This window comes from Ornithinibacillus proteolyticus (assembly GCF_039581225.1).
In the GTDB taxonomy this organism is placed as follows: Bacteria; Bacillota; Bacilli; order Bacillales; family Amphibacillaceae; genus Ornithinibacillus; species Ornithinibacillus massiliensis.
Window position 1 is genome coordinate 88958 of the sequence record NZ_JBCPXV010000001.1, and the last position, 22866, is coordinate 111823.

A 22866-nucleotide genomic window follows, 5' to 3' on the forward strand; every position below is an offset into this window, starting at 1 on the left:
AAACTTCAGGCTACTAATCAGAAACTAGTAACCATAGTAACCATTCTTCAGCAAAGTGTTCGTTTTTCTTATGCAATTGAAAAGGTTGCTAAACTTTCCTATGCGAATAAAATCACCAAATGAAAAAGATGCTTCGCATCTTCTTCATTTGAGGATCTTAGGTTTGTATAAAGATTGAGGTGCCCAAAAGGACTCCATTACCCAAGAGGGATTTGGTCCTTCCAGACAGCCTCAGGTGTTTCTTAAAGATTTTCTTCAAATGCTTTTAATTCATCACGAGTTGCTGGAACTGTTACTTCCCCGTTAAGGATTTTATCTTTCCATTCGTTAACTGTATTAATAATATCTTCAGTCATCGCGTCAGAGTTAGTAGTAGCAAAGCCAATACCATCTTCTTCGATACCAAATTCTAATTGCTCTCCACCAGGAAACTCACCATTTAGAGACATCGTAGAAACGGATTCTACAGCAATATCTACACGTTTAATCATAGATGTTAATGTTACGTTTTGATCGCCAACTTGTCCTTCTTCATGCTGGTCACGGTCTACACCGATTACCCAAATTTCACGATCTGGATTATTTTGTTTAATATCTTTTGCTTGGTTAAACACACCATTTCCTGTTCCACCAGAAGCATGATAAATTACATCGACATCATTGTCATACATGTTCGCAGCGATTAGCTTACCTTTTGCAGGATCACCGAAGCTCTCTGCATATTGCACTTCTACTTCAATATCAGGGTTTACAGATTTAGCACCTGCAATAAAACCAGCTTCGAATTTATTAATTAGTGGATAATCTAGTCCTCCAATAAAACCTAATTTATTCGTTTTTGTTTTAAGCGCTGCTGCAACACCTACTAAGAATGAACCTTGGTGTTCTTTAAATGTAAGACTAGCAACGTTTGGAAGATCAACTACTTCGTCTACCATACCGAAGTGAACATCTTTATTTTGTTCAGCGATTGTTGTTAAATCTTCTTTCAGTTCAAAACCAATTCCATAAATTAAGTCGTAGTCGTTACGGATAAGACGAGTTAAATTAGGAACATACTCTTCTTTTGCATTGGATTGTTCATAAGCATAACCTTCTCCTTCCGTTAAACCATTTTGTTCACCGAAAGATACTAAACCTTCCCATGCTGATTGGTTGAATGATTTATCATCTACGCCACCTAAATCAGTAACCATTCCGACTTTAAAATCTCCTGCATCTTCTGTTCCTTCTTTACTATCCGTATCTCCATTTGCTTCATTACTGTTGTTGCTATTGTCACTACTGTTGTCATTGTCTCCACCACAAGCAGCTAATACTAATCCTAAACCAAGGATAAGCACTAATAGAAAGCTTAATTTCTTCATAGAAAATACCCCCATTATCATTTTTAAATTAAGTATTTGTACGTTTACTACCAAGCCTTTATTCCTATATTCCGAACATCACCCCCTAAAAGTGATAGACATATTAAATCCGCTTCCTTAAAACGTGAAAACTAAATACATCAGACCGAAAATAATTTAAAGAATATAGAATTGGCTTATCATTTTCTGTATAATGCATTTGCTTTAGTAGTAAAAGTGATTGATCAAACTCACAATGTAATATATTATAAATTTTTTCATGATAGCTAACTGGCTCTATATAAGTAATGGCATAGCTTATTCGTTTTCCAGAATGTTCTTCCATAAGCTTAAACAATGAATCATCTTTGTGTGCTGCTTCAGTAGGAAATAATTCCTCTGGCACCTTATCTATACAAAACACTACTGGCTTTCCATCGGCAGTTCGAATTCTTTCCATTTTTACTAGTTTAGTAAGTTCATATGGTTTAAATTTAATTCTCTCTTCCTCTGTAGGCTCAATGAGTTCAGTAGAATAATATTGAGAACCCGGTTTCTTACCTGCGTGCTCAATCATGGACGTAACACTACTAAGCTGCTCGATGCCAGAAGATACGATTGGCTTTTGATTGACAAAAGTGCCTACTCCATGTCTTCTCGTCACAATATTATCCTCTTCTAATATTCGCAGTGCCTCGCGCAATGTTGCTCTTGAAACACCAAGCGATCTAGATAATTCAAATTCGGATGGTAATTTTTGATTTTCTTTATAATGTCCCGCTTGAATATCGTGTTTAATTTTATCAATTACTTGTAAGTATAAATGCCTAGAATCTGATTTTATGGACATAAGGTCCCCCCTAGTATTTGCTCAAAAACAGTAAGGTGTTTAAATTCCGACAAATACTGACAACTCATACCTTGAATAATATATCATTATTTTAAAAACAAATAAATAGTTTTAACTAAAATTACGAAGAATATTTGATTTAGTACATACTAATGGCCTATTCACTATCCTGAAGCGATTTCAATGTATCGAAAACTCATAATAATGGTGCAATTATTTTCCAAAAAAGAGGCTGAGACAAAACGATTTCGAACATAGGATAAACCGAACATGAAAGTTAGCGCATCAAACCCGCCCCGGAAATATACTTGCGGTTCGTGGGCGGCTGGTGAGCCTCCTCAGAGCTAAAGCTCTTCCGGGGTCTCAGGCAGTGCCCTTTCCTCCCACAGGAGTCTCCGCATATTTCCAGGGCTAATGTGCTGATTGTTCGTATTTTATTACCTTTGTTTTCGTTTTGTCCCAGCCTCATAAATTTACTCAAATAGGAGGGATATTATGAAGTTTTTTCTTCTGTTTGCGCTACAAGGACTGCTCTTGGTTTACTTCCCTCATATGGTCCAACAATTCCTCTTGCTTCCATAGCATCAATTAGCCTTGCTGCTCTCGTATAGCCAATTCTAAAACGTCTTTGTAGCATCGATACACTAGCACTCTGCATTTCTGTAACGAGTTGTACTGCTTCATCAAACAGTTCATCATCCACTTCTTCTACTACATCATTCGTATCTTCTGGAATCATCTCTTCTTGATAACTAGCTTTTTGTTGTTCAATACAGTGGTCAACGATTCGTTCCACCTCATCGTCTGAAAGAAATGCTCCTTGAACACGAATAGGCTTTGAGGATCCAACTGGAAGGAACAGCATATCACCGCGTCCTAATAGCTTTTCTGCACCACCAGAATCAAGAATAGTACGAGAATCCGTTGAAGAGGATACACTAAATGCAATACGCGACGGTATATTAGCCTTAATGACCCCGGTAATAACATCAACTGATGGCCGTTGTGTTGCGATGATTAAATGAATACCTGCAGCCCGGGCCATCTGTGCAAGCCTTGTAATAGAATCCTCAACATCACTGGAGGCAACCATCATCAGATCTGCTAGCTCATCGACAATAACGACGATATACGGAAGGTTCGGCTGTTGTTCTGTCTCATCAACGGTTCGGTTATATTTCCGAACATATTCATTATAGCCTTCAATGTTTCTCGTACCTGTATCCGAAAATAGTTCATATCGTCTTTCCATTTCAGAAACTACTTTCTTCAATGCTCTTGATGCCTTCTTTGGATCCGTAACAACAGGAGCTAATAAATGTGGAATACCATTATAAACATTTAATTCCACTTTTTTAGGATCAATCATCATCATTTTCACTTCGTGTGGCTTAGCACGCATTAATATCGTCGTAATAATCCCATTTACACAGACACTTTTACCACTACCAGTAGCACCCGCTATTAATAAGTGTGGCATTTTATTCAGTTCAGCTAATACTGCATCGCCGGAAATATCTTTCCCTAACCCTACTAATAGCTTGGAGGCTTGGTTTGTTGTAATCGTATCGAGCACCTCGCGTAAAGAGACCATTGCAATTTCTTGATTAGGAACTTCAATCCCAACAGCAGACTTCCCTGGAATTGGCGCTTCAATTCGAATATCCTTTGCTGCCAGTGCCAATGCCAAATCGTCATGCAGACTAACAATCTTACTCACCTTTACCCCTGCCTCTGGATAAACTTCATACTTCGTTACAGCAGGACCAACATTAACTTTTGTTACTCTAGCCTTCACACCAAAACTATGAAAGGTTCTCTCAAGCTTCCTTACAACGGATTGAATTTGTGCCTTATCATGGTATTGAGAATTCTGAGCAGGTTCTGTTAATAGACTTGGCGATGGTAAGATGTATTCCGGATTTTCCGCTTCTGTCATTGGCATGACTTCCACATCGTCATCCGCCTCCTCTTCTAATTCGGTATCTTTACTATCTCGTTGATTTTCTTTCGAATTAGCCGCTTGTTCAACCTGCTGCTCATCAAAAGCGTAGGTAACGGTAGGATAAGGCTCCTCTTTCGTCTCGATAATTGGTTCTGCTGGGACATAGTCCTCTTCTATCAGCTCGTCCACTTTATCATCTGATTTTCCTGCCTTACTATTTTTCAATTTATCTAGTAATTTATTCATGCTAGATTTACTTTGTGAAACTAGTTTTGCAACAAAATCCCCCAATGAAAATTCTGTAAGAAAGATGATTCCTATTAATATCGAAAAGATAGCTACGATTTTTGCTCCTACAGATGAAAACAAATAATAGCAAAATGCAAAAAGTATTGCCCCTATCATCCCACCACCAACTTGACCACTAGAGGCATTACCCGCTATGTAATCAAAAAAGGTTGTCCATGTCGCTTTTAAGATAGATGTATTACTGGATGAAGCAAGTAAATTCTCATAGGATTGAATATGTGTGTATAACAATGTTCCTAGTAAAATAATATAGATTCCAATCCATTTCCTGTTCCAAAAATTAGGATAACGCCTCTTAATCATAATAAATAGGCCAATACCTAATAAAAATAAAGATGCGGTAAAATACCATATCCCTAAAAAGAATCGAAAAATATGCTCTAAGCCACTTGGAATAGCACCTCCACTAATCGCAGTAGCACCACTACCAAATATTGCCAAGAACACAAATAAAAGTCCAAGTAATTCAAACTGAACTTGTTTCTTTAATGTGCTTTTTTTCCTATTTCTCCCTTTTTTCTTTACCATATACTCACCTCTTACAACTCGCTGCTGATATGAAAACAAACCCCTGCCGTGTTAGGCAAGGGTATTTATCATGCTGATTAACTATAGTATATCATAGACAACCTAATTAAACGATTCTCTTTTATGATAGAACCGTACCTGGTGTAAATTTTTGATTTAAATAATCTTGTGGATCAGTGGACAACAGTTGCACAATCTGGTATTCACCTTGATCATTCTTTTCTACAAAACATGTTTTCCCTTCATATGTAATACATTGTCTATTGCTGTATACATTTTCAGGTGTTGGGAATATCTCTGATTCTGAAAGAGGCGTATATAGAATCATTGAATAACCTCCTGTTCCTGATTCCCTTTTGTTTGATGGATAAGCTCCGTTACTTTTTGCATTGCTTCTTTCACACCACCAACTTCATCAATTAAGCCATATTCCACTGCATCTGTACCGACCACATTTGTTCCAATATCACGTGTTAAATTACCTTTAGCAAACATCAAATCTTTGAATTTCTCTTCTTTAATATTGGAATGATGAACGACAAAGTTAATTACTCTTTCCTGCATTTTATCTAAGTATTCAAATGTTTGGGGAACTCCAATAACAAGTCCTGTAAGACGAACGGGATGGATAGTCATCGTTGCAGTTGGCACAATAAAAGAATAATTAGTCGAAACAGCAATTGGTACACCTATAGAATGGCCACCACCTAATACAATCGAAACGGTTGGTTTAGATAATGACGCAATCATTTCAGATAAAGCAAGTCCTGCCTCAACATCGCCACCTACTGTATTTAATAAAATAATGACACCCTCAATTTTAGGATTTTGTTCAATTGCGATTAATTGTGGTAGTAAATGTTCATATTTCGTTGTTTTATTTTGTGGTGGTAGCTGTATGTGACCCTCGATTTGACCGATAATGGATAACACATGGATATTTGAATCTGGTGCTTGTGGGACATTCGTTTGACCTAGCGCCTGAATTTTTTGTACTAAGGAAGATGGGTTAGATTGTTCTTCTTGTCCCTCTTTCTTTTCTGTATCTTTTTCCATGAATAAACACTCCTTTCCAAAATTCACTATAAACATAGTATGGGCGTTTCCCTCCAAATACATTCCTATAGAAAAAAGGATTCCCGGTTAAGGAATCCTTTAAGTATATCTTTTATAACTCTCCTAGAAGCGCACATCTTCCATTTAGCCAAGCCTTTTTAATGGAGGTTTTCTAATAATGATTTTACTCTACTTTCTTCTTCTGCTGTTAGTGGCACTAGTGGCAGGCGAACTCCGCCTGTTTGTATGCCTTTCGTTTTAAGCGCTGCTTTTACTGGTGTTGGTGATGGTGCTTCAAATAATCCATTCATCACTGGTAGGAGCTTGCGATGGATTTTTGCTGCTTTTTTTGTGTCACCTTGTTCGAATGCCCGAATCATTTCTTGCATTTCATTACCAATTACATGCGATGCAACAGAGACTATACCATCTCCCCCAATGGAAAGCACCGGTAAAGTTAAACCGTCATCCCCGCTATATAAGGTAAAATCATCACTCGTATTTTCAATAATTTCTGCAGCTTGATCTAAGTCCCCACTTGCCTCTTTAACGGAAACGATATTGTCGATTTTACTTAATGCAATAATCGTTTCTGCAGACATTTTCACCACAGAGCGCCCGGGGATATTATATAACATAATTGGTAACGTCGTTTCTTCCGCTATAACTTTAAAATGCGTGTAAAGTCCTTGTTGATTTGGTTTATTATAATAAGGAGCCACTAACATGACGGCATCGACACCACATTTTTCCGCTTCTTTTGTTAGCTCTATGGAACTTTGTGTGTTGTTTCCACCTGTTCCAGCTATGACAGGGATACGCTTATCGACAATTTTCACGACATGTGAGAACAGCTCTAATTTTTCTTTCTTTGTGAGTGTTGGGGATTCTCCCGTTGTTCCTGCAACTACTAAGCCTTCTGTTCCATTGTCTATTAAATAATTTACTAATTTTGTTGTTTCATCATAATTGATTTCCCCATCTTGATTAAAAGGGGTAACCATTGCCGTTAAAATCTTACCAAAATTCATATATACTCACCTTTCTATAATAAAGTCATGTAAAATTGTCGGCCCTTTTGCTAATTCGAATTCCTCATGTAATGCATTTACTGCTTTATAGACATCTTTGCTAGGAATTAACACCCAAATTGTTGTATGACTATCTGCGGATTGTAATATTTGTACTCCTTGATTGGTTAAAGCTTGCACGATTCTAGAGGCAACACCCGGAACACCGCTCATTCCAGCACCAACTACTGAAACCTTGGTACAATCCTCTATGACAGTTGGATTAAAGCCTTTTTCTTGTAGCTTATTAATAGCCTTTTTACTTTGTAAATCTGGAACAGTATACACGACACCAGTGGGAGAAATATTGATAAAATCAATCGATATCCCCGCATCTGCCATTACCTTAAACACTTCCGATTGTAGTCTATAAGCTTCCTTCTCTTTTGTTTGAACTTTAATCTGGGTAATATGAGCTAAATGGGCGATTCCAGTAACTAATCGATCTGATACATCGACTGCCTTATTTTTACTCGTTATATTGGTTACCAATGTTCCTCCGTCCTCCTCGTAAGTGGAACGAACTACCATTGGGATTTTTTCTCTCATAGCAATTTCTACTGCTCTCGGATGAATAACCTTAGCACCTTGATAAGCTAAATTACAAATCTCCTGGTATGTTACCACATCAAGAGCACGGGCATTTTTAACTACTCGTGGATCGGCTGTCATAATGCCATTAACATCTGTAAATATTTCTATTCGTTCTGCATGTAAAGCTACACCTAAAGCAGCAGCTGTTGTATCGCTCCCCCCACGTCCTAATGTTGTGAGTTCGCCAATTTCATTCTTACCTTGAAACCCTGCAACAACTACTACATCATGTGTCTTTAACTCATTATAAATACGAATTGGATTCACTTCTTTTATTTTCGCTTGATTATAATCTGAATTCGTCATGATGCCTGCTTGCGCCCCGGTCAGCGCAATTGCTTTAATCGATTTTCTTCTTAGCTCATTCGATAAAACAACCGAAGAAATAATCTCACCACAAGCCATTAGCATATCCAGCTCACGATCTGAGATGGCATGATCTGGATACTGAACTAAATTTAATAATGAATCCGTAGCATAGGCCTCTGGACTTCTTCCCATTGCAGATACGACTACTACAAGCTTATTATCATTCAGTAGTGCATGTTCTATATGATGAATAACATGTTGTCTAGTGCGTTCATTTTGTACAGAAGTTCCACCAAATTTCTGAACTAATATCTGCACGTTTCAAACACCTCTACCTAACTATTTTAATAAGAACCCCTTTTCAATCATACGTTCAGCAATTTGAACGGTATTCCATGCAGCTCCTTTAAGCAGATTATCTGATACAATCCATAAGTGGAATCCTTTATCATCATCTAAGTCCTTCCTTACACGACCAACAAATACTTCCTTTTCTCCAGCAGCGCTTTGGGGTGTTGGATAGACTTGGTTAGTTGGATCGTCCTGTAAAACAATCCCCTCCGCATTTTCTAATACCTTCCAAAGATCCTCTGTTCGTACCCCTGCTTTTTCTACCTCAATATAAACACTTTCAGCATGAGAGGTGAAAAATGGTAGACGAACACAAGTTGCTGTGACTTTCAGTTCAGGGGCATGCAATATTTTTCTCGTTTCATTAATCATCTTCATCTCTTCAAATGTATAACCATTATCCTGGAATACATCGATTTGTGGTAGTGCATTAAAGGCAATAGGGTAATGGTTACGACCTGCTTTTACTGGTAAGATTTCTGGTGTAACCTCTTCATTATTCAAAAATCCCTCTGTTTGTCTTCTTAGTTCATCTACAGCCTGATTTCCTGCTCCAGAAACAGCTTGGTAGGTAGATACGATAACTTTCGTCAAACCAAAAGCTTCTTTTAATGGCTTTAATGCTGCTACCATTTGGATTGTCGAACAATTCGGATTGGCAATAATACCTTGATGCAATGCCAAATCCTCCTCATTTACTTCTGGTACAACTAGTGGTACTTTCTCATCCATCCGATAGGCACTTGTGTTATCGACTACTACAGCACCGCGTTTCACTGCTTCTGGTGCAAACTGCTTAGACACTGATCCACCAGCTGAAAATAAAGCAATATCTATATCGTTAAAACTTTCGTTCGTTGTTTCTTCTACCGTATATTCTTGCTCTTTGAACATAATCTTTGTTCCTTGAGAACGCTTTGAGGAGAGAAGCTTTAGTTCATTAATTGGAAAATTTCTTTCCTCTAGTAATTTCACTATGTTTTGACCAACAGCCCCTGTTGCTCCAACTACTGCTACATTATAAGTTTCTTTTGTCATGATGATGACCCCTTCCCCCAGAAGAATAAAAATTATTAAATACTATCTGAATCTTAACTATATATTCTATCACAATTTATTTCGAAAATGGTACTAATATCGGTTGTAATTGCTTACCTTCCAAAGCTAACGAAACTGTATCAGATAATAATTCCATGTTAGCAACTAGTGAATTAGGCTTCTTGTACGGATCGTCTTGGCCATAGGGAACAAAATAAATATGTTTACTTGCCATTAAACGCATTAAATTAACACCATTTAGACCTAAAGCATCATTCGTAGATATTCCTAGCACGACTGGAGATCCGTTTCTTATAGTCGCCTTAGCGGCCATAAGTGGTGGAGAATCGGTCTGCGCATTGGCAAACTTACTCATAGAATTACCGGTTAAAGGAGCAATTACCATACAATCAAGTGGATTTTGTGGACCAAGTGGCTCCGCTTCTGGCATCGTAGAAATTACTTTCTTTCCTGTAATGGATTCGATTCGTTCAATATGATCCTTCGCTTTACCAAATTTCGTATCAACATTCATTACCGTATAAGTAACAACTGGAACAACCTCCGCGCCTAATTCCATTAGTTGTTCCATTGGACCAAATACTGCCTCATATGTGCAATGTGAACCTGTCACACCAAATCCAATTCTTTTCCCTTTTAAATCCATCATAATAACTCCTTTTCCTTTGTTAATATTTGAATGATGACATCTGCTAGTATTTTACCAGCAGTCTTAGGGGCTACTATACTAGGCAAACTTCTTGCTAGAATTGCCTCAATACCTCGTTGCTTTGCATAATCAAAATCTGTACCACCAGGCTTTGAAGCTAAGTCTATAATGATTGCACTTGCTGGCAAATTTTGAATGGCATCCTTATTAATTACCTTAGCTGGTATCGTATTAATCAAAAGATCACATTCATTCGTATAAGAAGGTAATTTATTTAAGGCGATTGGGGTTAGACCCATTTCTGTAATTCTCGCTAAATCTGTTGAATTCCTAGTTGCTACTGAAACTTTTGCACCAAGCGCTGCAAATTTATTGGCAACCGTATTTCCTACCCTGCCAAAGCCAGCAACAATTACTTTAGATGAATGAATGGTATAGTCCGTATTCTCTATAGCCATCATGATTGCACCTTCAGCTGTTGGAATTGAATTGTAAATTGCTACATCGTCCCGGTCCAGTAGAGGAATTAATGTTTTATCGGAATTATCAACTAATTCCGATAAATGATTGGTAGTTATTCCGGTAAAAATAACCGCACTCTCTTTCAGTCGATCAAGCCAATCCTTTGTAATATAAATATCTTGATCAGAAAAGACCGTCTCTACCTTGCCCTCTTCATCTGCACCGGTAATAGGTAAAATAATAATATCTATATTTTCAACATCTAACTCATTAAAATCTTTTTGATTTAATCCTGTAAATCCTTGTTCTAATTTGTCGTAGCCTACTAGAACTAACTCTATATTTTCAATAGCTTGCAGTTGTCTAATTAGCTCTAAATATCTAGCATCTCCACCTATAACAGCTATGATTTGTTTCATTACCTAGAACACCCTCCAACCTCAAAATAAAAAGTCATCGATAATAGCCAATATCTCCATATCAAGTTAAAGCATTTTCTTTATAGCTTATGATTTTATAGGCGGATAGTGAATGCTAGTTATGAAAAGGGACAAAAAAAGGCTAGTATCTCTGTTGATACTAGCCGTCATAACACTATTCTGCTTCAATCATAATCATATCCTCGCCAATCTTTTTTATCGAATTCCAATGAATTTTAGCTACTTCGCCTTCTTTCTTTAGACCGAACCATTTATAGTTTGGCAAAATGAACGAATGAATTTGCCCCGTATGTTCATCGATTTCCAAGTCTGTCTGCCCTAATATTCCTAATCGTTTACCGTTAGAAATATTCACTATTTCCTTATTACTTATATCATTATAGCGCACGGATTCAGCCCCCCAATTCCTCCCGTTTTTATATGTATATGCTAAAAAAACTAGCCCTATGTTACATTCTAATCATGAAGCGAAAGTTTTCCATTAAAAGGCATGTGATTTTTCATACTATTCTTTATACTATAAATTAGTACAAATGGAGGGAATGAAAAGTGTGATCACACATGATTATCGAAAAAAGTACCGAGAAATTTACCTACCAAAAACAGAAGAGATTACGATTCAACAACAACCAGAATTAACCTATGTATCGCAACGAATGATTACATCATATAATATGGATTGGAACGGGAGACCAGAGCCAATTGACGAAAAATGGCTAGCTTGGAAAGTAGTTAACCAAATTAAACAGATAACCAAAACAGAGCTAGACTATAAGTTCAAGCTAATGCCTCCAGAAGTTATCTGGGTTGAGAAAACAGAGGCCGATAAGTGGGTAGTAGATCAAATGATGCTAGTAGCAGACTGTGTTACAGAAGAAATGTTTGAACGAGCTCGAGAAAAGGTTAAGAAAAATCTACGCGTCAAGGATCTACCTCCTATTACATTAGTAAAACGTAATCCAACCTTATTCGCACAAAAATTACATATCGGTCACTATAAAGATATCGATAATGTATATAGCAAGATGGTAACGGAACTAGCTAAACAGGGATATCGACCAACAAAAGACTACCGTGCAATCTACCTATTAGTGGCCATGGAGTGCTATCCATCCCACAACAGTAAAACCATTGTTTCAGTAGATGTGGAGAAAATACAGTAATGACTTATAAGGAAAAAGAGGCTTGAGTCAAAGCTATTTCTTACATAGGGATAAACCGAACATGAAAGTTAGCGTATCAGACCCGCCCCGGAAATATACTTGCTGTTGCTTCCAGTATAAGTGCGACATCTGCTCGAAAGGACCTCGCAGTGTCCTCTAAACCTCCAGGCGTCTGGTGAGGCTGTTCGAGCTTTCTTTCACTTCTAACTATTCCTCTAAAAAGAAAAATAGTGGGTAATGTCACCCGTCGATGACCTTACCCACTAATCTTAGTATGTTTTAAAACTTATACACAAATGAATTTAAATTGGTTAACCAATTTTCGGAGCAATGAGTGCAGTAGATGGTGCTTTACTACCAAAGGTCAACTCGATAACCTGTTTAATCGACTCATGACTAACCGCGTCAATCTCCTGAATCATTTCATCCAATGTTCGATGGCGGTTTAGCAACAACTCATTCTTCCCATTTCTGCTCATCCGACTATTAGTGCTTTCCAAACTCAACATTAAGCTTCCCTTTAATTGCTCTTTGCTATTTCTTAATTCCTTATCTGTTAAACCTTTTTCCATTAAGTTTTCAACCGTTTGTTCAATCGTATCTTTTAACAATGGTAATTGTTCTTTCCCAGTTCCTGCATAAATAGTAAGTAACCCATGATCTAAAAACGATGAGTGATAAGAAAATACAGAGTATGCAAGCCCACGTTTTTCTCTTACCTCCTGGAATAGTCTGGAGCTCATACTTCCTCCAAGAACATTGTTAAGAATAATAAGACTATACACATCTTCTGAATCAACCGGTAAGCCATTATAACCAATACATAAATGAGCTTGTTCTGTATCTTTATGCCTTTCAATTGTATCACTTAAGAAGGTTGGTTTCGTTACCATAGAACGTGTCGCATTGGAGCTATAGTTTCCGAAGTAACTTTCAACTGTAGAAATAAACTCTACATCGACGTTACCTGCTACGGAAATAACGACATTTTCTGGTGTATAATGACTAGATATGTACTCCCTTAATGTATCTGGAGTAAAGGTTTTCAAGTGTTCTTCGGTTCCAAGTATTGAATAGCCTAATGGATGTCGACCATACGATGCTCTAGCCAGTAAATCATGCACTATATCATCCGGGGTATCCTCATACATTTTGATTTCTTCATAAACAACTTTCTTCTCGCGTTCCATTTCGTCTGAATCAAACGATGAATTAAAAAACATATCTGCTAAAATTTCTAAAGCATGCTCCTTATGTGTATCCAGTACTTTCGCATAAAAACATGTATATTCTTTTGATGTAAAAGCATTCACTTGACCACCTATGGAGTCAAAAGCTTCCGCTATGTCTGTTGCTGTACGTGTCTTTGTCCCTTTAAAGAACATATGCTCCAGAAAATGCGATATTCCATTATTTATTTCATTTTCATTCCTTGAACCAGTTAACACCCACACACCAATCGTCACTGATCTTACGGAAGGTATTTTTTCTAGTACAATTCGTAGTCCATTTTTGCTAGTATGTTTTTCTATCAAGTTCGTTCCTCCTGTAACCAAGCTATCGTGTTTCTGATAATAATTTATCGATTGAACCTATTTTGTAATCCCTCGCCTTAATCTCTGTAATTAAGGAAGGTAATCCCTTCGCAACAGAGGCTGTTGGATGCATTAAAATCGTTGCACCAGGATGAAGTTTTCCAATTACACGATTCATCATAACATCTACTGTTGGATTCTTCCAATCAATCGTATCCACACTCCAAAGGATTGTATTCATATGTAATTCATCAGCAACTTTTACTACCTCGTCTGAATAGCTACCACTTGGTGGGGCAAACCATTTTGGATCTTCGCCTGTAATAGCATGGAGTACTTCATTTGTATCTTTGATTTGCTTTTCTATTTCAGCTCTCCCTAATCTTGCCATATCAGGATGGTTATAGGCATGATTACCAATAGTATGCCCTTGTTCCTTAATCATTTTCACGTATTCTACATTCTCTTTAGCCCATTTTCCTTCTATGAAAAAGGTGGCTTTAACCTTTTGTTCCTTTAAGGTGTTTAATATGTCCGGAATGTACTCTGTTCCCCATGAAACATTTATTAGGAAAGATACCATCTGCTTATCAGGATGTCCACGGTATATTGGGGCTGGCCCTAAATCGTTTAACGAAACCTTTGGTGGTATTGGTTGATAAACTAGTAAATCTTCATTAAATTCTCCAGCTTTTTTCATTCGTTCGTATGATGCAGCAATATCCACTTGGCGACCATTTCTTCCTGGTATTTTCTTCCACACTCTATCTATGTAGGCATCTTCCGGTTCCTCATTATATCGCTCACTTTTCTCCTCAATTTCTTGATATAGTGGATCTTGTCCTTTTACTATTTCCACTGGAGAGAAAGTGGCCTGACTTTCCACTTGAAACGGATTATGATCTATATTAAACGATACCATTACGATTATGACAAAAACAATGACATGTATATGTTTTCGATAGTTATACATTAACCTCACTCCTCCCTTTCATTTATATGAAGGAGGAGGACAAGATATGAAATCTAGACATGAAAAAAGAAACTGGATTTCCAGCTTCTCTTCTTAGTCTTTATAATGTTGATTTTTCAGCTTTCTCTTTTTGTTCCTTTAATACTGCTTTACGAGAAAGATTTACTCTTCCTTGGTGATCAATTTCTTTTACTTTTACCATAATTTGGTCACCAATTTTCACTACATCTTCCACTTTGTTCGTTCTTTCCTCAGCTAATTCGGAGATGTGTACTAATCCATCTTTACCTTTAAAGATTTCTACAAATGCTCCAAATTTTTCAATGCGTTTCACGGTCCCTAAATAAACTTGACCTATTTCCACTTCTCGAACGATATCTTCTATAATCTGTTTCGCTTTTTCATTCATAGCTGAATCAGTAGAAGAAATAAACACACTACCATCCTGCTCAATATCAATTTTTACACCAGTTTCCTCAATGATTTTATTGATTTGTTTTCCACTTGGTCCAATAACATCACGGATTTTGTCTGGATTAATTGACATCGTTAAAATCTTAGGAGCATATTTTGATAATTCGTTTTTCGGTTCACTTATTGTTTGCATCATCGAATCTAAGATCTGCATACGACCTTTCTTCGCTTGTGTTAATGCTTCCTCTAGAATTTCTTTCGATAAGCCATCGATTTTAATATCCATTTGAAGCGCTGTAACACCTTTTTCCGTTCCAGCAACCTTGAAATCCATATCGCCTAACGCATCTTCCATCCCTTGAATATCGGTTAGGATCGTATAATCATCACCTGATTTAACAAGACCCATTGCAATACCGGCAACTGGGGCTTTAATCGGAACACCAGCATCCATCATTGCCAATGTACTTGCGCAAATACTAGCCTGTGAAGTTGAACCATTGGATTCTAACACTTCAGATACTAAGCGAATCGTATATGGGAAATCTTTTTCAGATGGAACAACTTTTTCAAGTGCCCTCTCACCTAATGCACCATGTCCAATTTCACGACGACCAGGTCCACGCATTGGTCCTGTTTCCCCTACACTGTATTGTGGGAAGTTATAATGATGCATGAATCGTTTAGATTCCTCTAAATCTAACCCGTCTAAGATTTGAACATCTCCTAGAGCTCCTAGCGTACATACACTTAAAGCTTGAGTTTGTCCACGTGTAAATAATCCTGAACCATGTGCACGTGGTAGGACACTAACACGTGATGATAATGGACGAATTTCATCTACTTTACGGCCATCTGGACGAATTTTCTCTTTCGTAATTAAGCGACGTACTTCTTCTTTCACCATTTTATCTAAAATAGCGCTCACTTGTGAGATAACATCCGCTTCTTCTTCTTCGTATCGTGCCAAAATTTCTTTTTTCACTTCACTAATAGCATCTTCTCTAGCATGCTTTTCTTTTACTTGAATAGCAGCAAGCAACTTATCCTTTGCTTCTGATTCAACTTTTTCTAGTAGAGCACTATCATATTCAAATAATACTACTTCTGACTTTTCTGGTTGGATAGCTTGTACAATTTCTTCTTGGAAAGCAACTAAACGTTTTATTTCCTCATGCCCAAACATAATCGCTTCCAGCATGACTTCTTCTGGTACTTCATTTGCACCAGCTTCCACCATATTGATAGCATCCTTTGTACCAGCGACTGTTAATTCAATATCACTTTTTGCCTCTTGTTCAATTGTCGGGTTAATAATGAACTCCCCATCCACGCGTCCAACATGAACCCCTGCAATTGGCTGTTCAAATGGGATATTGGAAATGGAAAGTGCAATAGAAGACCCAATCATCGCAGCGATTTCAGTAGAGCAATCTTGATCTACACTCATTACAGTACTAATTACCTGTACTTCATTACGATATCCATCTGGAAATAGCGGACGAATCGGTCTGTCAATCAATCTTGATGCTAATATTGCTTTCTCACTAGGTCTACCTTCTCTTTTAATAAAACCACCTGGGATTTTACCTACTGCATATAGTCGTTCTTCATAATTAACTGTTAACGGGAAGAATGGTAAATCCTTTGGTTCTTTCGATGCGGTTGCAACGGCGAGTACTGATGAATCACCATATTGCACCATACAAGCACCATTTGCTTGCTTTGCTAATTCTCCGATTTCTACAACGAACGGTTTACCGGCGATTTCTGTGGAGAATACTTGTTTATCTTCTGCCATTATTTATAGTACTCCTTTCATAAAACACTTCTATTCTTATATTTTATACTTAATGAACAGGAATGTAAATTTCGTCTATGTATGAACGTAGAAAAAAAGCAGGATTACTCCTGCTTTTTACATTATCTACGTAAGCCAAGCTTTTTAATTAGTTCACGATAACGTGTAACGTCTTTATTACGTAAGTAGTTTAGTAAGTTACGACGTTTACCAACCATTTTTAAAAGACCACGACGTGAATGATGATCTTTTTTATGAATTCTTAAGTGATCATTTAATGTATTGATTTCTGCAGTTAGTACAGCAATTTGTACTTCTGGAGAACCAGTATCATTCTCATGTACTTTGTATTCATTAATGATTTCATTCTTACGTTCTTTTGTAATAGCCATGTTAGGCCACCTCCTAAATTCATTGATATCCCCTGTCCCCTAGCAAACGTCGGAGTTTCGATTTGCCAAGCGAAGGTTTTAACTGTTATATCTTACAACTTTTTGAGCAAAAAAGCAAGGGATTAATAGAAACAATCCCATCTTTTACTTAAATTTGTTTAGATAAATAGTTTCGGATTAATTGTTCATCTTGTTTCATTTGCTCGATTAATTCTTCTACTTGATTAAATTTTTCCTCATTACGGAAGAACTTATACCACTCAATGACAATTTCTTTACCATATAAATCATCGTGAAAATCTAAAATGTTCACTTCAAGTGATAGGTCCGTACGATTTTCTGTAAAAGTAGGGTTTAGACCAAGACTAGCCATCCCATTCAATCGTGATCCGTTAATCATTACACCTACCGCATAAATCCCCGGCTTCGGAAGTAACGCTTCTTCGGAATAGTCTATATTAGCAGTTGGGAAACCAATTTCTCTTCCACGTTTATCCCCTTCGATTACGGTACCACTCGTTACAAGTGGTCTTCCTAACAGTTCCGTTACCTTCTCTACCTCACCATCAGCTAATAAACTTCTAATCCTTGTAGAACTCACCTTTTCATTATCGATGGAAACTTGGTCAATAACGGTATACCCAAACTTACCACGAGAATACATCTCGATATTATCCATATTCCCTTTACCTTTATGGCCATATGTAAAATCAAATCCAGCAACTACATGTTTAATATGTAATCCGATAATAAAATGATCGATAAATTCTTGTGGTGATAACGATGATAATTGTTTATTAAAAGTCACGATATATAATCGGTCAACCCCAAGGCGCTCTAAAACCTCTTGTTTTTCTTTAAGCGGGGTAATGTACTTTACATCATGGTTATTTTTCAAAACGACAGAAGGATGTGGATAGAACGTAATGACTGCACTTTCCATATGTTCCTCTTCTGCTTTAGATACTGCGTGTTTAATTACTGTTTGGTGACCTTTATGGATACCATCAAAGAACCCTAAAGCAACAACCGTCTCCGGCAATTCATTTGCTTGCATCGAATGGGGATAGGTTAATTCAATTGTTTTCATGTTTTCACCTGCACTTCCGTTATTCGTTAAATACACGAATTGGCTTAATCTCATCTTCCTTTTCAGGATGTATCGTGTAGATTGCCAATAATTCTTCACCATACATTACTTTAAAAGGCTTCGTTTGCAACACTTGGTCTGGTCTTTTGAGTTTCTGACCATTCAATACTTTTCGCTTTACATTATCATCAACATAATACGTATCTAGATGGGTCAACCCTCTAGTAATTGGTAAAAGTAGTTCTTGTCCTTTTCCTACTAAGCATGCATTTTCGATGGTATCAAAATCTACTGTATCATTCTTTTTAATATCACCGGTTTCTTCCCGTACTAGCTGCGACATATGTGCCGGATAGCCAAGTTTTTTTCCTATGTCAACACATAAGGTCCGAATATACGTCCCTTTCGAACATGTCACTTGGAAACGAATGACTTCATCATCAGTTGGAAGATACGTAATCTCATGTATCGTCACCTTTCTTACAGGACGCTCCACCTCTTGATTAGCACGTGCATACTCATATAGCTTCTTCCCTCGAACCTTTACAGCTGAATACATCGGAGGAACTTGTAAGATTTCTCCCTTAAAAGATTGTAACACGTTTTTAATTTCCTGTTTAGAAGGAAATTGTTCTACGCTTACTTTTTCGATTATCTTTCCATGTGCATCTTCCGTTTCCGTTGCCACACCTAACGAAAGCTCTGCCACGTATACTTTTGTAGTATCCGTAAGAAATTGGACGATTTTAGTTGCTTGACCTATACATATTGGTAAGACACCCTCTACCTCTGGGTCAAGTGTTCCTGTATGACCAACTTTTTTTGTTTTAAATAATTTCCTGACTTTCATCACACAATCATGTGACGTGAAACCTTTTGGCTTCCAAAGTGGTAAAATACCATCCATTCCATTATAACCCCCAAAGGTCTATACTTTAAGCTATTTCAAAATTTCCTTATGTAAAAGGGAATGAGACAATGGGGTTATACTAAAATCCAAGCAATTGTATTTGCTTCATTGAAATGCTACTTAAACCTCAGTTGTCCCAAATCTCTACCCTTTTCCTAATAAAAATCTGACCCAAAGGAGCCAGATTTTTATCCGAGACATATTCACTTATTGCTTATTTATATCACGTAATATCGTTTCAATACGATTTCCATATTCAAGTGCTTCATCAAATTCAAAGGTAATTTCTGGTGTTTTTCTTAAACGAATTCGATTCCCAATTTCTGAGCGGATAAATCCTTTCGCCTTTGCAAGGCCAAGTAATGTATCCTGTTTCTTAGCATCATCGCCAAGAACAGAAATATATACCGTTGCTTGTTGCAAGTCACCTGTCACTTCAACATCGGTCACTGTTACAAAACCAACACGGGGATCTTTAATTTTTCTAGTTAAGATTTCACCAAGTTCTTTTTTCATTTGCTCTGCAACTCGATTAGCTCGTAAATTACTCATAGTAATCACCTCTTTACTTAAACACATGTATTCCCGATTGCTTATACGACTTCCATCGTAGTAATCGTTCTTTCCAATTCGGAATACGTATCGATAACTCGAAGTACTTCCTGCATTATTTGCTCACCATGGGTACGCTCATTGGTTATCGTAACAACACCAAGCTTTGTTCGTTGCCATAGATCATGATAATCAAGCTCCGTTACTGCGACATTGAAATCATTCCGCAACTTAGCCATTATCCTTTTGATAACCGAACGCTTATCCTTAAGCGAGTGACCATCATACATCATGCATTCTACTTCAAGATAGAAGATCATTTCCGTTCAATTTCCTCCATGACAAATGCTTCGATGATGTCGCCTTCTTTAATATCGTTATAATTTTTGATCGTTATACCACACTCATAGTTTTGTGCGACTTCTTTCACATCATCTTTAAAGCGTTTCAATGTATCGATTTCACCTTCGAATATAACGACACCATTACGGATTAAACGAATGCCCGCATCACGTGTAAGTTTTCCATCCGTTACATAACCACCGGCAATTGTTCCAACTTTAGAAACTTTGAATGTTTCACGTACTTCTGCTTGCCCGATAACTTTTTCTTCAAATTCAGGATCAAGTAATCCTTTCATTGCGGATTCAATTTCTTCAATAACTTTATAAATAATGCGGTGAAGACGAATATCCACTTTTTCATTCTCAGCAGTGCTCTTAGCATTTGCATCTGGACGAACATTAAAGCCGATTACAATAGCATTAGAAGCAGAGGCTAAAATAATATCTGATTCTGTAATAGCACCTACACCTGTATGGATAATCTTAATTTTAACACCTTCCACTTCAATCTTTTGAAGTGAAGAAGCTAACGCCTCAACAGAGCCTTGAACGTCCGCTTTAATAATGACATTGATTTCTTTCATTTCACCTTGCTTAATTTGCTCGAAAAGATCATCCAAGCTAACCTTATTTGTTTCAGAGCGATTTTCTTGGATTTGTTTTTGTTGACGAGCTTCTCCGATTTGACGGGCAGTTTTTTCGTCATCAAATACAAGGAATTGATCTCCTGCTTGCGGTACATCATTTAATCCAGTAATCTCTACCGGAGTAGACGGACCTGCTTCTTTTACACGTTGACCAAGATCGTTAACCATTGCACGGACACGACCAAATGTATTACCTACAACGATCGGATCACCTACGTGTAATGTTCCATTTTGAACTAATAAAGTTGCTACGGAACCGCGACCTTTATCAAGCTGTGCTTCAATTACGGTACCAGTTGCATTACGATTAGGATTTGCTTTTAGTTCTTCAACTTCTGAAACAAGGATAATCATTTCTAGAAGATCATCGATTCCTTCGCCTTTAAGCGCTGATAGTGGAACGAAAATTGTATCCCCGCCCCAATCTTCAGGAACCAATTCATATTCTGTTAATTCCTGCATAACGCGATCTGGGTTTGCTGCTTCTTTATCCATTTTGTTAACAGCAATAATAATTGGAACTTCCGCTGCCTTAGCATGGTTAATAGCTTCAACTGTTTGTGGCATGACACCATCATCTGCCGCTACTACGATAATCGCGATATCTGTTACTTGCGCACCACGTGAACGCATGCTTGTGAATGCAGCATGTCCTGGTGTATCAAGGAAAGTGATTTTTTTACCATCTTTTTTAATTTGATAAGCACCAATATGCTGTGTAATACCACCAGCTTCACCAGCAGTAACCTTCGTATTACGAATAGAATCAAGTAATGTTGTTTTACCATGGTCAACGTGCCCCATAATCGTTACAACTGCAGGTCTCTCTACTAAAGCTGATTCGTCATCTTCTTCCATATATTTATCTAGGTCTGTATCTTCTAGAATAATTTCTTTTTCTACCTCAACATCATACTCAGCGCAGATTAACTCGATAGCATCGTCATCAAGGTCTTGGTTTTTGGTTGCCATAACACCAAGGAACATTAGCTTCTTAATTATTTCCGAAGCTTCCTTATTTAGCTTATCAGCTAGCTCACTAACTGTAAGTGTTCCAGAATATTTAATTTCTTTTGGTGTTTCCTTAACAGCAGGCTGCTCGACAAACTGCTTATTCTGCTGTTTGTTCTTTTTATTCTTTGGTCCTTTATTCTGCTGTTTATTATGATTAGGTTTTGGTTTGTTATGGTTCATTTGTTTTTTATTATGTTGTTCTTGTTTATTACTATTCGGTTTTGAATTCAAATTAGTTCCTTTTTCTTTCTTCGTATCCTGGTCATTTGACTTCTTCTCAGGACTTGATTGTTTTTCTGAAGGATTACTTTGGTTTTTCGAGAACTTTTGATCTAGTTTCGCTATCGTGTCGCCTTCAATCGTAGACATGTGATTAGAAACTTCAATATTATTCTCTTTTAAAAAGGTTATAACATCCTTGCTTGTAATATTTTGCTGTTTTGCATATTCATATACACGCATTTTACGCATACGTTCACCCCCGAATTTATTTACCCGAGTAGAGATTCTAGTTTATTTGCAAAACCTTCATCTAATATTGCAATAGCTACTCTATGGGATTTTCCGATAGCATTTGATAATGTTTCTCGATCATCGGATACAATCACATATGGAACGCCATATGTGTGACATTTATCTGTCAGTTTTTTACGTGTTTGGGGACCTACATCATTTGCTATAAGTACTAATTTTGCTCTAGTTTTTTGTATGTCTTTAACAATCGTTTCTTCCCCTGTAGAACATTTACCGGCTCGAAATGCTATCCCAATAATATTTAAATAATTACTTTTCATGATTATCACGAACAAATGCTCTTAGTTCTTCATAGATGGATGCATCTATTTGTACATTTAAATGCTTACTAAGTACACCTGTCTTCTCTGCCTTATTAATGACTTCTAGGTCTTTTGTTAAATAAGCTCCTCTACCATTTTTCTTTCCGGTAGCATCTACAAAGACCTCTCCATCTTTATTCCGAACAACACGGATTAACTCTTTTTTAGGCTTCATTTCATTTGTTACTACACATTTACGCTCTGGAGTTTTTCGTTTTGCTACCATA

At 37.2% G+C, this 22866-nt stretch carries 23 protein-coding genes; 1 reads left to right on the plus strand and 22 read right to left on the minus strand.

Annotated features, from left to right (window positions below):
* Positions 1 to 242 precede the first annotated feature (242 nt).
* The 11 genes from AAIB49_RS00465 to AAIB49_RS00515 all read right to left on the minus strand — a co-directional run bounded on the left by AAIB49_RS00465 (position 243) and on the right by AAIB49_RS00515 (position 11356).
* Positions 243 to 1367 carry a BMP family lipoprotein gene (locus tag AAIB49_RS00465; RefSeq protein WP_343456902.1) on the minus strand — a complete coding sequence of 375 codons (1125 nt, stop codon included), beginning with the start codon at positions 1365 to 1367 and terminating at the stop codon, positions 243 to 245.
* 103 nt (positions 1368 to 1470) lie between these two features.
* Positions 1471 to 2196 carry a GntR family transcriptional regulator gene (locus AAIB49_RS00470; protein WP_339215216.1) on the minus strand — a complete coding sequence of 242 codons (726 nt, stop codon included), beginning with the start codon at positions 2194 to 2196 and terminating at the stop codon, positions 1471 to 1473.
* A gap of 493 nt (positions 2197 to 2689) precedes the next feature.
* Positions 2690 to 4978 (minus strand): FtsK/SpoIIIE family DNA translocase, encoded by a 2289-nt coding sequence (locus AAIB49_RS00475; protein ID WP_343456903.1) that lies wholly within the window; start codon positions 4976 to 4978, stop codon positions 2690 to 2692.
* Positions 4979 to 5099: 121 nt separating this feature from the next.
* On the minus strand, positions 5100 to 5306 hold the full coding sequence (locus tag AAIB49_RS00480; protein WP_343456904.1) for a YlzJ-like family protein: 207 nt from the start codon (positions 5304 to 5306) through the stop codon (positions 5100 to 5102).
* Positions 5303 to 6034: a ClpP family protease gene (locus AAIB49_RS00485; RefSeq protein WP_339215221.1), complete on the minus strand. Its 732-nt coding sequence runs from the start codon at positions 6032 to 6034 to the stop codon at positions 5303 to 5305. Before AAIB49_RS00485 ends, AAIB49_RS00480 begins: the two co-directional genes overlap by 4 nt.
* 158 nt (positions 6035 to 6192) lie before the next feature.
* Positions 6193 to 7065 carry a 4-hydroxy-tetrahydrodipicolinate synthase gene (gene dapA, locus AAIB49_RS00490; protein WP_343456905.1) on the minus strand — a complete coding sequence of 291 codons (873 nt, stop codon included), beginning with the start codon at positions 7063 to 7065 and terminating at the stop codon, positions 6193 to 6195.
* Positions 7066 to 7071: 6 nt separating this feature from the next.
* Entirely contained in the window at positions 7072 to 8325 is a 1254-nt protein-coding gene (gene dapG, locus AAIB49_RS00495) for an aspartate kinase (RefSeq protein WP_343456906.1), read from the minus strand.
* Between the two features lie 21 nt (positions 8326 to 8346).
* On the minus strand, positions 8347 to 9396 hold the full coding sequence (asd, locus tag AAIB49_RS00500) for an aspartate-semialdehyde dehydrogenase (RefSeq protein WP_343456907.1): 1050 nt from the start codon (positions 9394 to 9396) through the stop codon (positions 8347 to 8349).
* Positions 9397 to 9472: 76 nt separating this feature from the next.
* Entirely contained in the window at positions 9473 to 10063 is a 591-nt protein-coding gene (gene dpaB, locus AAIB49_RS00505; protein WP_343456908.1) for a dipicolinate synthase subunit B, read from the minus strand.
* A complete protein-coding gene (gene dpaA, locus AAIB49_RS00510; RefSeq protein WP_339215231.1) occupies positions 10063 to 10947 on the minus strand; it encodes a dipicolinic acid synthetase subunit A in 885 nt (294 codons plus the stop codon). The genes dpaB and dpaA overlap by 1 nt, the downstream gene beginning before the upstream one ends.
* Positions 10948 to 11122: 175 nt before the next feature.
* Complete coding sequence (locus tag AAIB49_RS00515) at positions 11123 to 11356, minus strand: YlmC/YmxH family sporulation protein (RefSeq protein ID WP_343456909.1); 234 nt, start codon at positions 11354 to 11356, stop codon at positions 11123 to 11125.
* Between the two features lie 154 nt (positions 11357 to 11510).
* Between AAIB49_RS00515 and AAIB49_RS00520 the strand changes: the two genes are divergently transcribed.
* A complete protein-coding gene (locus AAIB49_RS00520; protein WP_343456910.1) occupies positions 11511 to 12131 on the plus strand; it encodes a hypothetical protein in 621 nt (206 codons plus the stop codon).
* 311 nt (positions 12132 to 12442) lie between these two features.
* On the opposite strand, the gene AAIB49_RS00525 is transcribed toward AAIB49_RS00520, so the two are convergent.
* The 11 genes from AAIB49_RS00525 to rnpM all read right to left on the minus strand — a co-directional run bounded on the left by AAIB49_RS00525 (position 12443) and on the right by rnpM (position 22865).
* A complete protein-coding gene (locus AAIB49_RS00525; RefSeq protein WP_343456911.1) occupies positions 12443 to 13666 on the minus strand; it encodes a M16 family metallopeptidase in 1224 nt (407 codons plus the stop codon).
* A 22-nt stretch (positions 13667 to 13688) separates the two neighbouring features.
* The gene (locus AAIB49_RS00530; RefSeq protein ID WP_343456912.1) at positions 13689 to 14639 is read right to left on the minus strand and encodes a polysaccharide deacetylase family protein; all 951 of its coding nucleotides are present in this window, start codon (positions 14637 to 14639) and stop codon (positions 13689 to 13691) included.
* Positions 14640 to 14739: 100 nt separating this feature from the next.
* Positions 14740 to 16854, minus strand: a complete 2115-nt coding sequence (locus tag AAIB49_RS00535; RefSeq protein WP_339215241.1) for a polyribonucleotide nucleotidyltransferase — start codon at positions 16852 to 16854, stop codon at positions 14740 to 14742.
* Between the two features lie 122 nt (positions 16855 to 16976).
* The gene (gene rpsO, locus AAIB49_RS00540) at positions 16977 to 17246 is read right to left on the minus strand and encodes a 30S ribosomal protein S15 (protein ID WP_339215242.1); all 270 of its coding nucleotides are present in this window, start codon (positions 17244 to 17246) and stop codon (positions 16977 to 16979) included.
* Between the two features lie 148 nt (positions 17247 to 17394).
* A complete protein-coding gene (locus AAIB49_RS00545; RefSeq protein ID WP_339217985.1) occupies positions 17395 to 18336 on the minus strand; it encodes a bifunctional riboflavin kinase/FAD synthetase in 942 nt (313 codons plus the stop codon).
* 19 nt (positions 18337 to 18355) lie between these two features.
* Positions 18356 to 19243, minus strand: a complete 888-nt coding sequence (gene truB / locus AAIB49_RS00550) for a tRNA pseudouridine(55) synthase TruB (RefSeq protein WP_339215244.1) — start codon at positions 19241 to 19243, stop codon at positions 18356 to 18358.
* Between the two features lie 210 nt (positions 19244 to 19453).
* Complete coding sequence (gene rbfA / locus AAIB49_RS00555; RefSeq protein ID WP_186868713.1) at positions 19454 to 19798, minus strand: 30S ribosome-binding factor RbfA; 345 nt, start codon at positions 19796 to 19798, stop codon at positions 19454 to 19456.
* 41 nt (positions 19799 to 19839) lie between these two features.
* Positions 19840 to 20118, minus strand: coding sequence for a DUF503 domain-containing protein (locus AAIB49_RS00560; protein ID WP_339215245.1), 279 nt, complete (start codon positions 20116 to 20118; stop codon positions 19840 to 19842).
* Positions 20115 to 22274 carry a translation initiation factor IF-2 gene (infB, locus tag AAIB49_RS00565; RefSeq protein WP_343456913.1) on the minus strand — a complete coding sequence of 720 codons (2160 nt, stop codon included), beginning with the start codon at positions 22272 to 22274 and terminating at the stop codon, positions 20115 to 20117. Before infB ends, AAIB49_RS00560 begins: the two co-directional genes overlap by 4 nt.
* A 20-nt stretch (positions 22275 to 22294) precedes the next feature.
* Positions 22295 to 22597: a L7Ae/L30e/S12e/Gadd45 family ribosomal protein gene (locus AAIB49_RS00570; protein ID WP_339215248.1), complete on the minus strand. Its 303-nt coding sequence runs from the start codon at positions 22595 to 22597 to the stop codon at positions 22295 to 22297.
* On the minus strand, positions 22587 to 22865 hold the full coding sequence (gene rnpM / locus AAIB49_RS00575; protein ID WP_339215250.1) for an RNase P modulator RnpM: 279 nt from the start codon (positions 22863 to 22865) through the stop codon (positions 22587 to 22589). The genes AAIB49_RS00570 and rnpM overlap by 11 nt, the downstream gene beginning before the upstream one ends.
* Position 22866: the final 1 nt, after the last annotated feature.